11 protein-coding genes and 1 pseudogene are annotated in these 11,714 nt (G+C 67.7%); 5 read left to right on the forward strand and 7 right to left on the reverse strand.

Annotation, left to right across the window (positions count from 1 at the left end):
• The 6 genes from ACIN94_RS19415 to ACIN94_RS19440 all read right to left on the reverse strand — a co-directional run bounded on the left by ACIN94_RS19415 (position 1) and on the right by ACIN94_RS19440 (position 6,819).
• Positions 1-939, reverse strand: a complete 939-nt coding sequence (locus ACIN94_RS19415; RefSeq protein ID WP_400707817.1) for an MBL fold metallo-hydrolase — start codon at positions 937-939, stop codon at positions 1-3.
• Between the two features lie 35 nt (positions 940-974).
• The gene (locus ACIN94_RS19420; protein WP_400707820.1) at positions 975-1,895 is read right to left on the reverse strand and encodes an alpha/beta hydrolase; all 921 of its coding nucleotides are present in this window, start codon (positions 1,893-1,895) and stop codon (positions 975-977) included.
• Positions 1,896-1,899: 4 nt separating this feature from the next.
• Entirely contained in the window at positions 1,900-3,021 is a 1,122-nt protein-coding gene (locus ACIN94_RS19425; RefSeq protein WP_400707823.1) for an FAD-dependent monooxygenase, read from the reverse strand.
• Between the two features lie 14 nt (positions 3,022-3,035).
• The gene (locus ACIN94_RS19430; protein WP_400707826.1) at positions 3,036-3,992 is read right to left on the reverse strand and encodes a phosphotriesterase; all 957 of its coding nucleotides are present in this window, start codon (positions 3,990-3,992) and stop codon (positions 3,036-3,038) included.
• Between the two features lie 48 nt (positions 3,993-4,040).
• A complete protein-coding gene (locus ACIN94_RS19435) occupies positions 4,041-5,021 on the reverse strand; it encodes a phosphotriesterase (protein ID WP_400707829.1) in 981 nt (326 codons plus the stop codon).
• A 187-nt stretch (positions 5,022-5,208) separates the two neighbouring features.
• Positions 5,209-6,819 (reverse strand): MFS transporter, encoded by a 1,611-nt coding sequence (locus ACIN94_RS19440; RefSeq protein ID WP_400707831.1) that lies wholly within the window; start codon positions 6,817-6,819, stop codon positions 5,209-5,211.
• 224 nt (positions 6,820-7,043) lie between these two features.
• Here ACIN94_RS19440 and ACIN94_RS19445 point away from each other — a divergent pair, with 224 nt between their 5' ends.
• The 3 genes and pseudogenes from ACIN94_RS19445 to ACIN94_RS19455 form a co-directional block, all read left to right on the forward strand.
• Entirely contained in the window at positions 7,044-7,631 is a 588-nt protein-coding gene (locus ACIN94_RS19445; protein WP_400707834.1) for a TetR/AcrR family transcriptional regulator, read from the forward strand.
• Positions 7,632-7,672: 41 nt separating this feature from the next.
• Positions 7,673-7,894, forward strand: coding sequence for a VOC family protein (locus tag ACIN94_RS19450; RefSeq protein WP_400707837.1), 222 nt, complete (start codon positions 7,673-7,675; stop codon positions 7,892-7,894).
• A gap of 51 nt (positions 7,895-7,945) precedes the next feature.
• Positions 7,946-8,134 (forward strand): annotated as a pseudogene (locus tag ACIN94_RS19455) (transposase); the annotation flags it as partial.
• 238 nt (positions 8,135-8,372) lie between these two features.
• Here the strand turns inward: ACIN94_RS19455 and ACIN94_RS19460 are convergent.
• Positions 8,373-9,350 (reverse strand): hypothetical protein, encoded by a 978-nt coding sequence (locus tag ACIN94_RS19460; RefSeq protein WP_400707839.1) that lies wholly within the window; start codon positions 9,348-9,350, stop codon positions 8,373-8,375.
• A gap of 1,031 nt (positions 9,351-10,381) precedes the next feature.
• Between ACIN94_RS19460 and ACIN94_RS19465 the strand changes: the two genes are divergently transcribed.
• A complete protein-coding gene (locus ACIN94_RS19465) occupies positions 10,382-10,555 on the forward strand; it encodes a hypothetical protein (RefSeq protein WP_400707841.1) in 174 nt (57 codons plus the stop codon).
• Positions 10,552-10,998 carry a type II toxin-antitoxin system VapC family toxin gene (locus ACIN94_RS19470; RefSeq protein WP_400707843.1) on the forward strand — a complete coding sequence of 149 codons (447 nt, stop codon included), beginning with the start codon at positions 10,552-10,554 and terminating at the stop codon, positions 10,996-10,998. The genes ACIN94_RS19465 and ACIN94_RS19470 overlap by 4 nt, the downstream gene beginning before the upstream one ends.
• Positions 10,999-11,714: the final 716 nt, after the last annotated feature.

Below are 11,714 nucleotides of genomic sequence, written 5' to 3' on the forward strand. Positions count from 1 at the left end.
TCACGAGTTCTGGTTGAAGTGCGTGCGGTAGCCGTGCATCGACGTGAAGAACGGCGACGGCTCGAGGGCGGGGTCGGCGGTGTAGCCGACCTCCCGGGCCACGGGGGCGAAGGGGGAGTACGCCGAGGCCGCCTCCTGGAGTCCCGCGCACAGGCAGTCGTGGGCCGCCTTGCTGACCCGGCCCTCGATGTCGAGGCTCTCCCGGAGTGCCTCCTCCGCCTGCTCCGCGTCGAGCTCGACGCCGTATGGTGTGCCGTCGGTGCGGCGGTAGGGGTGGCCGAGGTAGAGGTGCCGCGGACGGATCTCGTCGCGCAGGTACTCCAGGCTCGCGCGGTAGGCGGCCGGGTCCTCGAAGCCCGGGAAGCCGTTGGCGGCCCCGTGCACCTGGACCGCGTCGCCGACGAAGACGGAGCGCGGGCCGTCGATGACGTAGGCGACCGACCCCGGCGTGTGGCCGGGGATCGAGTGGACGGAGACGGTGACGCCGCCGCCGAGAGAGATCGTCTCGCCCCCCTTGACGAGCATGGTCGGCTCCATCTCGCCGGAGATGACCGCGTCGGCCGCGGCCGTCACCTTCGCCTCGCCCTCGGCGTCGTTCAGGTACTGCCCCCGCCCGGCGAGGTACTCGTCCACGTGGGCCCGGCGCGAGCGCAGCATCGGCGCGTCGGCCTCGTGGATCACGACCTGCGCACGCCGGCCGGTGAGCTCCCACAGGGCGTGGGCCCCGCCGACGTGGTCGATGTGACCGTGGGTCAGCAGGATCCAGCGCACGTCCTCGATCTTGCGACCGATGGCCTCGAGCGCGGGGGCCATGCCCTCGGCGGGGGAGGAGGCGATGCCGGTGTCGACGATGGCCGGCTCCGGCGCGTCGATGAAGAAGCTGTAGAGACCGAACCGACCCCACGGCGAGACCAGGGGATGGACTTTCACTGCGGACATGGCTCTCCTTCGTAAGCTCCGTGGGGCAGCGCGGGTCAGCGCGCGAGGAAGTCGCGGGTCTCCGCGTAGGCCCGGTGGTACTCCGGGATCCACGAGAAGTGCTGCACGAACCCGTGCCCCGCGCCGGCGTACCGGCTGACGGTCGCGTCCACGCCGGCGTCCTTCAGCTTCTGGCCGTAGAGCTCGCCCTCGTCCCGCAGCGGGTCGAGCTCGCCGGTGATGATCAGCGCCGGCGGCAGCCCGGTGAGGTCCGCCCGCTTGATCGGGGAGACGCGGGGGTCCGCCGGGTCGGCGCCGCTGTCGATGTAGAAGGCGTTGAACGGCTTCAGCCCGGCCGTCTCGAGCCCGTAGCCGACGGCGTTCTCCCGCAGCGACGCGTAGCGGTCGACGTCGAAGTCCAGGTCGAGCGACGGGTAGAACATCACCTGGTGGGTGATCCGGTCGAAGCCGTCGTCGTGCGCCATGCCGGCGACCGCGGCGACGAACGTGCCACCGGAGCTGTCACCGGCGATGGCCAGCGTCGTGCCGTCCCAGCCCAGGGTCTCGCCGTTCTCGGCGGCCCATCGGACCGCGGCGTAGCAGTCCTCGAGACCGGCCGGGAAGGCGTGCTCGGGCGCCAGCCGGTAGCCGACGGAGACGACCTTGAGCCCGGTCTCCTTGGCCAGGGAGCGCGCGACGTGGTCGTGCGTCTCGAGGCTGCCGAGGAAGAACGCGCCGCCGTGGAAGTAGACCAGTACGCCGTACGCGTCGGCCTCGACCGGCGTGTAGACCCGCACCGGGACCTCGCCGGCAGCGGTCCGTGCGGTGAGGTCCTCGACGGAGTGGAGCGGCAGGCGGTCGGCCACGGGCGGAACCTGGGACTCCTCGCCGGCGCGCATCGCCTCCGGGTTCAGCGGACCGGGAGGCGGCGCCGGCAGGCTGGCGAGGACCTGGGCGATGTCGGGGTGCAGCGGCATGGCGTCAGGCCCCCTGCGGCTTCTGGGACACGGGCTTCTGGCCCGGGAAGACGTCGTTGACCTCGTCCTCGGTCCAGCCCTGGCGCGAGATCCGCTGCAGCTCGTCGGTCACCGGCTTGCGGGTGGCCTGGTAGTGCGCCAGCGCCTCCTTGACGGAGTCGGCCTCCTTGAGGGCGTCGGCGAGGGCGCCGGCGTCCATGATCGCCGAGTTCGCGCCCTGGCCCTGGTGGTGCAGCATCGAATGGGCCGCGTCGCCCACGAGGACGACGGAGTCCGAGTGCCACGTGTCGACCGGGTCGATGTCGTAGACCGCGCGGCAGTTGACGGCGTCCAGGTCGAGGTCGCGAGTGATGTTCACGATCCGCTCGTCGAAACCCTCGACGGTCTTCAGCAGGTCGGCCTTGGTGACCTCCGGCGCCCAGGTGCAGTCCGGGCACAGGGCGGTGATGTCGAACGAGACCTGGTTGCGGTGGCGCAGCGGCAGGAGGTAGACCTTCGTGCCCCGGCCGATGTACATCCGGAGGTTGTCGTCGACGACCATCCCGTGGGCGTCGTCGACGGAGATCACCGCGCGGTAGGCGTGCTCGCCGGAGAACACCGGCTGGTTGTCGCCGAACAGCTGCTCGCGCACGACCGACTTGATGCCGTCGGCACCGACCACCAGGTCGGCGGTGACCGACTCGCCGTTGGCGAAGGTCAGCGTCGCCTTGTCACCCTCGTCCCTGACGCTCTCCAGCTTGTGACCCAGGTGCACCATGCCCTCGGGGAGCACGCCCAGGAGAGCCTCGATGAAGTCCCCGCGGTGGATCAGGTGGGTCTTCTCGCCGAAGGTGTCGATCTCCGGCCACGCCTCCTTCATGATCGGGTCGGCGGTGGCGGTGAGGATCTCGAAGTAGTCGCTCGGCGAGCTCACCTTCGCGATCGCGTCGAAGATGCCCCACTGGCGGAACCGGTCCATGGTGGACGGCCGCAGGCCGATGCCGGCGCCGACCTCGCGGATCTGGCTCGCCTGCTCGTAGACGTTGACGGTGGCGCCGAGGAGGCTCAGGGCCTTGGCCGCAGCCGCACCGCCGTACCCCGCGCCGACGACGGCGATGTTCAGGTTCTTCAGGTCTGAGGACTGCATGGTTCTGGTCCTTGTCAGTTCTTGATCGAAAGGAAGTCGGCGGGGTTGTCGACGAAGATGGTCTTGATGGCGGCCTCGTCGAGACCGGCGGCGCGGAGGTCCGGGATGAGGTCCTCGAAGATGTAGTTGACGGTGTGGCCCTTCACGCCCGGCCAGCCCAGCGGGCTGCAGTTGGCGTCGGCTGAGGCGAGCACCTGCTTGATGCGGCCCCCGCCGCTGATGAACCGGAGGAAGTGGTCCAGGCGCTCCTTGCGCGGACGGGCCCAGAACGGCGGGTCCGGGAGCTCGGTCTCGTAGCCGAAGGTGTCGAAGCCGATCCGGCCACCCTGGTCGGCGATCCAGGTGTCGCGGGTCTTGTCGGCGTTGACGCCGTCGTCGACGTGCCCGAAGAGCACGCGGTCGAGGGGAAGGCCCTCCTCGTTGAAAATCGCGATCGCGTTCTCGGCGTCGATGGCCAGGTGGGTCAGGATGCCGACCCCGGTGGCCTTGGAGGCGCGGGCGGCAGCGCGGTAGATGCGCTTGTCCAGGTCCGTCATGCGGCCGCCCCGGCTGACGCCGACCTTGATGATGCCGGCCTTGCCGCCGGTGTTGCCGATGCCGACGGTGATCTCGTGGACGAAGTGCTCGGCCAGGTACTCCACGCTCGCCCGGGCGAAGAACGGCAGCGCGGTGTCGCCGCCGACAAAGCCGGTGCATGCCACGATGTGCACGCCGGTCTTCGCGGACAGCGACTTGTAATAGTCGACGTCTCGGCCGTTGCAGATGCCGGTCGCGTCGACGAACGTGCCGCCGCCGTACTCATGGAACCGGCGCAGCTTCGGGACGGTCTCCTCGTACCGCTGCTCGGGGGTCTTCCACCACTTCGTGTCCAGCTCGGAGCCCGGCATGCCGTACCCGATGTGCTCGTGGACGGCCACGAGACCCAGTTCTTCGGCCGGGATCGTCCCCAGGACGGTGTTCACTCTCGACACGGCACTCACCTTTTAGGGAAAACTTGATGGTCTTGGGCTGTCGCGCGCTCAGCGCACCGACAGCAGGTCGCGCGGGTTGTCCACGAGGATCCGCTGGACGTCCTCGTCGCTGAGGCCCTGTGCCGACAGGAGGGGGACGAACGTGGTCAGGACGTAGCTGTAGCGCACGTCGTTGGCCGGGTGGCCCTTGGCGACGCCGGTCGCGTTGCTCGAGAGCAGGATCCGGTTGCCGTGGCCGGCCTCGATCAGCTCGGCGACCAGGGCGGCGCGCTCGGTGTCGGTGACGTGGGCGTCGTCCTCGGTGCCCACGTGGTCGAGGGCGACGTAGGCGCCGCGGGTCGCGACCTCGAGCGGCGCGCCGGCCGCGACGGCGTCCTTGCGGTCGAGCCCGCCGACAACGACGCGGTCGGCCGGCAGCTTCTCGTCCAGGACGACCTCGAGGTCGCGCACGGCGTCGTTCCCGTAGCGGATGGACACCGGGACACCGGTGGTCAAGGCGGCGCGGGCCGCACCGCGGAACAGGCTCTCGTCGGTCGCGGTCATGCCCGCGAGGGTCGCGGCGGTGGCCACGAGGCCCGCGGCACCCCGCCGCTCGACACGGGGAACCACCATGCCCTCACTGACCTCCTTGGCGAAGAGGTCAGCGAACTTCTCGGCCGGCCACGGCGTCGGGGGGTTGGTCTGCGGCGTCAGGAAGTAGCCGCCGAGCATCTCCTCGGGGCCCTGGCCCGCCGACGCGACGATGTGCACGCCAGTCGTGCGCGAGAGGGCCTCGTACAGCCTCACATCGCGCCCGTGGAACATGCCGGTGCTGTCGACGATCGTCCCGCCGCCGTGCCTGCGGAAGTCCTTCAGCTTCTCGGCCAGGGTCTCGAAGATCTCGGCACGGTCGATGGTGACGTCGAACGCGTGCTCCGCTCCCGGAACCACCGACAGCAGAGCCTCGTGAACCGAGACGACCCCCAGCTCCTGCGCGGGAACGGGGCCGAGGACGGTGTTGACGATGTTCTCGGCAGTCTGGGCACCCATCGCTGCCCCTCCTTTCGGTCTCGGCGAGTGACTGCGGTCACGCCGCGGCGTGAATCGTGTCACGTGGATTTTACATTGTGTCAATCAATTATCCAACAGGTAAACTAGATAATCTACCTGTACAGACCAGGTCGCGGTCCCCGCCTCCGGGAAGCGGGGACCGCGACTCGGTCCGGCGACTCTCAGGTCACTCGGCGGGGACGGGCTCCTCGTCGCTCAGAGGCTCCTCGACGTCGGCGCGCTCCGAGCCGAAGAGCCCGAACAGCGTCAGAGCCGCGGCAGCGGCGGCACAGAGGCCGGCGACCAGGAATGCGAGGCTGTAGGCGCTGCCGAGCGACTCGAGCGCGAGCACGCGGAGGCTCTCCGGCATCGGCACCGGCGGCATGTCCGGACCGGCGCCGGGCACGACCGGCATCGAGTTGATCGCCATGGCGCCACTCCCATGTGCGATACCCCCGGCGATGTCGGTGTACGGCGGCTCGAGCCCGGACTCACCGATCGCCCTGCCGAAGCCGGCGCCCAGGTCGCTGTTGGCCCGGCTGACCGCGAACGCGGCGATGAGCACCGGACCGAGAGCGAAGCCGAAGTCGCGGAGCAGGTTGGTGGTGGCACTGGCCATGCCGGCGAGCCGCGGCGGAACGGTGTTGATCGCGACGGCCGTGATCGAGCCGACGGTGAGCGCGAAGCCGACACCGAGGGCCAGCATCGGGCCGATGAACTGCGTCCAGTTCATGTCGTGGACGTCGAACGTCGAGCACCAGAGGCCGCTGACGGCGATGAGGGCGAAACCGACGGTGAGCACCCAGCGAGGCGAGAAGTTCCGGATCAGGTGGGAGACGGCCGGCACCAGCACGAAGGCCGGACCCTGGATGAACAGGAACAGCACGCCGATCTTCAGAGCGCTCTGATGCTGGATCGCGCCGAGCCAGATGCTCATCGAGAAGCACATCGCGAGGAACGCGAACATGCCGACCACCGTGGCGATCGCGACGATCGCGTAGGAACGGTTGGCGAAGATGTTGAGGTGCAGCAGCGGGACGTCGGTCCGCAACTCGATGACGACGAAGGCGCCGAGGAGCACGAGGCCCGCGACGAAGGCGCCGATGATCTCGGGGCGGGCGAAGCCGGCCTCGGAGCCCTGCGTGGCAGCGAAGAGGATGGCGATCAGACCGAGGGCCAGCGTGACTTGGCCCGGGATGTCCAGCTTGCGCCCCTCCGGCGCCGAGGAGTCGGCAGCGAACTGGGTGATGATGATCGAGACGACCGCCACCGCGATCACCACGATGTACGACGTTCGCCAGTTACCCTCCGCTGCCAGCCACCCACCCATCAGCGGAGAGATCGCCGCACCGATCGAGAGGAAGCCGGCCCAGAGGGCGATGGCCTTGGAACGGGCCTCCTGCGACGGGCTGACCGCGGCCAGCATGGCGAGCGAGATCGGGTAGAGGATCGCAGCTCCGAGACCCGCGACGGCCTGCCCGATCCACAGGATCTGGACCGTCTCGGCGACGTAGCTGACGAGCGAGCCGGCAACGGTCAGCAGAGCACCCACCTGCAGCAGCCGCTTGCGGCCGAACAGGTCACCGATCACGCCGGTGGTCAGCTCGAAGACGACCATGGGGATGGCGAAGGCGGCCGTGATCCAGGTCAGTGCGGCACCGGTGGTCTGGAACTCCTGCTGGAAGGTGCCATTGAGCGCGCCGGGCAGCGAGTACGCCACTTGCGCGAGGAGTACGGCGAAGCAGCCGGCGACCACCGTGGCGGTGTAGCCCTGCTTGCGCGCAGTGGTCTGCGTCATTGCGATCTCTTCCTTGTCGATGGGCCGGACGATCGGTTCCGGCAGCTCGGGATCGGCCACCCGATGTGAGCACGACCACCTTTTGGATGTGCAAGGTGTCATATGACTTGACATGACGTCAAGAGTTTGAGCAATACGTATTTAGAGCGATCAGTAAGAGCGGAACGCAGCCGTCGTGCTCTATGCTGGCGAGCATGGCGACGCTCCGTACGGCACAGAAGGAGATGACGCGAAAGCTCCTGCTCGACGCCGGCCTGGACCTGTTCGGGTCGAAGGGCTATGCGACGACGACGGTCGACGACATCGCGTCGGCGGCGGGGACGACGCGGGTGACCTTCTATGCGTACTTCCCCTCGAAGGTCGATCTGATGAAGGCCCTCGTCTCGGAGCGGCTCAACGCCGCGCTCGACCGGCTCCCCTCTGCCGAGCACGGGTCGACCGAGCGTGAGCTGGTCGCCGTGGTCGAGGACGGCTCGCGAGAGCGGATCCGCGCGTGGCTCGCGTCGACCTCGGAAGAACGATGGGATGTGATTCGCCCCTACACCACGGCCGCCTTCGAGGCCGCAGCCGTTGACCCCGAGATCCGCACGCTCCTCGACGAGTGGCTGAACGAGGCCATCGGTGACATCAAGGAGGGGCTCGACCGTGCCGACCGGTTCCCAGCCGGCACCCGCCACTTTCGCAGCGTCATCGCCATCACCGAGCTCGACCACGTCGCGCGCCACTGGAAACCGGGGACCTGGGGTGTCGGGCGCGACGAGATGCTGGACGTCCTCACAGAGAGCTGGGTCGGCTCGATCGGGCGCCACTGAGCACTAACCACGCGAACCCCGCCTCGGATCCCGGTCCGAAGATGTCCGAGGAGACGGCGCAGCAGGTCCGCGAGCTGGTGACCAAGGGCGCGATGGGTGGCCGGCTCATCTTCAGCACGGACGACTGCCGCAAGACGTACGAGACGCTGCTGGGCCGGGGCGTCGAGTTCACCGAGGAACCCACCGATCGCCCGTACGGAACCGACTGCGGCCTCCGAGACACCTTCGGCAACCACATCCGCTTCACCCAGCCGAAGGCCTAAATGAGTGTTGAGAAGTCTTGATCACGGTCGGGTCGTCGCCGAGGCGGCCGGGTGCCGGATGATCAGCATGGTCGGGTGCCGCGTGAACGTCGCTACCCCTCCGACCTGACCGACGCGCAGTGGGCGCTGCTCGAACCCCTGCTGCCGGCCCCCAGCACCGGCGGGCGGCCGGAGAAGCATCCCCACCGCGACATCGTCGAAGCGATCTTGTGCGTGGTCCGGACCAGCTGCTCCCGGCGGCAGGCAGATCGACTGGAAGCGACAGCTCCGGTAGACACGGCGCGGATCGGGCGACGCAGCCGCCTGGGCGGACTGATCCACGAATACGCCCAGGTCGCATAAGGTGACACAGATTTCGGCACCGATGGCCTATGGGTGCGTGAGGCCCGTGCGAACGGCACCGCCGGGATGCGCAAGCCGTACACGAGTCGCCATGGTTGAGATCGGCCGAAGCGGAGCAGAGATTCCCCGGTTGTGATTACCGCCGCCGGTCCCGGATGGCCTCCATGGCGTCGTCGAATTCGGGCAGGCTGTTAGCCGGGCCCTCGACTTTGGCCACGAGCGACGACTTGGGCGGCTTGATCGTGATGCGAGGTCGCCAGGCGAGGTAGTCGGTCACAGCCGATCCCTCGGCGCGCGGCGGCTGGTGGACCTTGCCTGTAACCCAGGTGTCCCAGACCGATTCGAACCGCAGAGGCTTGCCGTCCTTGTCGGTCCACAGCCACCACCACACGAAAGCAGGAGCGAAGGTGGCATCGGGCTCTTGACCGGCAAGTGCCTGGAAGGTGGGTGAGACGGCGTACAGGTCGGCGAAGGTGATCTTTCCCTTGTAGAGCATCACGTCCTTGTGCTCCTGACCGGCGCTGTCCAGGTAGCCCATCCCCTTGATGAACTTCTTAAAGTAGGTGTCAGACAGCAGCGTCTTCAGCGTCTGCGGCTCGAAGATGTTGACGACCTGATCGGTGAAGGCGCCGCCGTTCGCGACCGCGCCACGTAGGGCCCAGGTCTTCCCCTCAGGCAACGCAGGCGCATACAGAGATCCGGTGGTGTAGAGCCTGCCGTTCACACCCACGGAACGGTGTGGTCGCGTCTGGACCAGGAGACTCTTGGCCACCGGATCGCCATTGGCAGCATCGTCCTTCAGGATGTCCACGGAGTCCCGACGCTCGAACCGCAGGAGCCTGCCGAGGTCGGACGCGACCACCCCCTCCCGCCCGAGCTGGATCGACCCCGCGCGTTTGAAGGTGTACTGGAACGACATGGCTGTGTGGTTGACCACCCGCGTGCGCGAACCCAGGCTGACGTGTCCCTCCTCGGTCACCTTGGCGGTGAGCTGGGCTGCCAGGAGTCGCCGTACCGCGGCCACCGGATCGCCGATGGCCGCTTCCGCCGAAGTGGGAGCGAGCAGGGCGCAGGCCAGAGCCGCGACACCGAACACTGCAGTTGATCGCCTCATGCGTAGAATGTCCTAACTCATGGCTGGGTGGCCATACATCTTTGCATGATCCATCGTGCCTGCACCTGTGAATCCCGGGGGCCGTGTCGGCGATCACGAAATGCCCCTGGTATGGGGATTTGGCATCACGTATTCCTCTGGCGTGTCACGGTTTTCCCTGGTGGAGGAGCGTGTCGCGGTTGACCTGGAGCGCCACTTACCACGCGCCCGGCGGGCGAGGCTTTGGGTGATACGCCAGCTGGCGACACTGTCGCGGTGGCCGCACCGGCGGCAGCGGCCCCCTACCGGACCTGGCTCCCACGTGGGCTCGGAAGTAGATCTTCAATCAGGAGTCAGCGGGATGCGCGACCAGGCCTTTTCCCGAGGTGGGCGGCCCGAGCTCGTTGTGAAACCAGGTTTTAGAGCACGCTTGAGAAGATCGTCGATCTTTACTGTGGTGGCGTGACGGCCATCCGATTTCTCGCCAGGGTGGTCGTATGCCCCCTCGTCGTTATCCCTCGGATCTGACCGATACGCAGTGGGCTACGAACGCCACCCAAAGGTTTCCGAAGCCATTATCCGATGGGCCGCCATCGCTGGCATGACCGGCCGCATCACTCGAGGCGCACCCGCCCGCCGACAGCCGCGTTACACCTTCGACTGAACTCGATCACCCATCTCTAACACGCTCTCAGCGACAGGCAGGCCCTCGGGGTGCTCAGCCAGGAGCTGCGCAGCCATGAACAGAATTTGCCGGGTGAGCTCCATCCGCGACGCCATACCTAGATCATCGTCGGATCCACCCTGGTCATTAAGCTCCGCTCCGGGCATCCGATACCTCGCAGCGACCGAGCCCGAAATCGTATGTCACACCACCTCGCCCCTCCCTTGATCGGATTCCCGGAGCGGACAGCGACAGCGGACGGGGCCTGCGGCAGCCCGCCAAACCACGTTGCATTGACTTTCTGTGACTATAGGATGACTCCATGTTGAAGCCTGTCCGCAACAATGCTCAGACTGACCGCTCTGGGATGCCTGTCTATGCTGGAGACATGAGCGACGAGGAGCCCATCGACTACGGAGCCGTCCGGCGGCGCTTCCCCTGGGTTGGCCTGGGAGAAAGCGGTGAGCACGATCTCTCCACTCGCTACCGGGAGATCATGGCCGAGGCGCGAAAAAACCGGGAGATCGTGGAGGCGATCGACGCCATCCGTCTCAGCGCGTGAAGAGTCTGTTGTGCGATTCAGGCCCGCTGATCGCCACCTTCGACCCTGGTGACAGATTCCACGCCCGATGCACCCGGCTTCTCATGGCGTGGCCCGGACGTCTCGTCATCCCCGAGCCCGTCCTCGGCGAGACCTGCAACTTCCTGCGCAACAACGTCCGAAAGGGCGCGGAGTTGGAAGCCATACTGCTGGAAGCCGTCACCGCCCACGAGGGCGATTTCATCGTCGCCGATCCAACGTCGGAGGACCGCAAACGCGCTTCCGAACTTGTCCGCCGCTTGATCAGTGCCCCTATGGGCTACGTTGACGCCACAGTCCTGGCCATGGCCGAGCGGCTCTCCATCACCGATGTCGCGACAACCGATGCCAAGTTCGTCGGACTGGCCCACGGCGTATCCCGGATCACTCCACTCGCCTGGCCGTTCCAGGAGAACATCACCTGACCCCGCGGGCGTGCGAGCCAGGTCTCCCGCCTGGTCTGCCTTGGAGGCGACTGCGACCGGATCAGTCCGGCGAGTGGTGTCGGCCGCCGCTCGCGCGAGCCACAGCGCCCAGGTGGACTGCTCCAGATGGATCGCCTGCCGGGTCAGCGTCGCCAGCACCCAGGCACCGGTCAGCGGGTCGTTACCCGCCTTGGCCAGCCGGAGCGCCTGGCCGAAGTGCTGCTGTGCCTGACCGTGATGATTCACGTCGAAGGCTGTCCAGCCCGCCATCCAGCTCATCCCTGCCGCCGCGCTCATCAGCTCGGCCCCGACCCGGTCGTCGTAGCGCCCGTGCAGCAACGGCGCGACGTTGCCGTTGAGGTATCTCATGACCACCGGGCGGACCAGCCCCGCCCCGAACTGGTGGTCCATCTGGCTGAACGCCTTGCGGGCCTCGTTGATCCGCGCGACGTCGGCAAGGCCCACGACCCGTCCGGCCCCGTGCTGGGCCGCCGACTCGGCCGGGGTGCCGTAGTTCCAGAAGGTCAACCACTCCCCCAGCGCCGAGGGCACGAACGGCAGCGCAGCCAGCAGGTGACGCCGGGACGGATCCATCTCGAACCTCCACAGATGCACGGCCGATTTCACGGTAGCCGCCAAGGAATCGCCTCCGCAGTCCGCGACCGGCCACGATGATGTCGCCCCGGAGGTCCAGCCCTCTATCCTGGGCCGACCAG

Source organism: Streptosporangium sp. NPDC087985, assembly GCF_044741965.1.
Taxonomy (GTDB): Bacteria; Actinomycetota; Actinomycetes; order Streptosporangiales; family Streptosporangiaceae; genus Streptosporangium.

Excerpts from the sequence above, each read along its gene's own strand:
- ACIN94_RS19420 (WP_400707820.1), bottom strand. The coding sequence starts at position 1,895 with ATGCCGCTGCACCCCGACATCGCCCAGGTCCTCGCCAGCCTGCCGGCG.
- ACIN94_RS19445 (WP_400707834.1), top strand. The coding sequence starts at position 7,044 with ATGACGCGAAAGCTCCTGCTCGACGCCGGCCTGGACCTGTTCGGGTCG.
- ACIN94_RS19460 (WP_400707839.1), bottom strand. The coding sequence starts at position 9,350 with ATGAGGCGATCAACTGCAGTGTTCGGTGTCGCGGCTCTGGCCTGCGCC.
- ACIN94_RS19450 (WP_400707837.1), top strand. The coding sequence starts at position 7,673 with ATGTCCGAGGAGACGGCGCAGCAGGTCCGCGAGCTGGTGACCAAGGGC.
- ACIN94_RS19435 (WP_400707829.1), bottom strand. The coding sequence starts at position 5,021 with ATGGGTGCCCAGACTGCCGAGAACATCGTCAACACCGTCCTCGGCCCC.
- ACIN94_RS19465 (WP_400707841.1), top strand. The coding sequence starts at position 10,382 with ATGAGCGACGAGGAGCCCATCGACTACGGAGCCGTCCGGCGGCGCTTC.
- ACIN94_RS19415 (WP_400707817.1), bottom strand. The coding sequence starts at position 939 with ATGTCCGCAGTGAAAGTCCATCCCCTGGTCTCGCCGTGGGGTCGGTTC.
- ACIN94_RS19440 (WP_400707831.1), bottom strand. The coding sequence starts at position 6,819 with ATGACGCAGACCACTGCGCGCAAGCAGGGCTACACCGCCACGGTGGTC.
- ACIN94_RS19425 (WP_400707823.1), bottom strand. The coding sequence starts at position 3,021 with ATGCAGTCCTCAGACCTGAAGAACCTGAACATCGCCGTCGTCGGCGCG.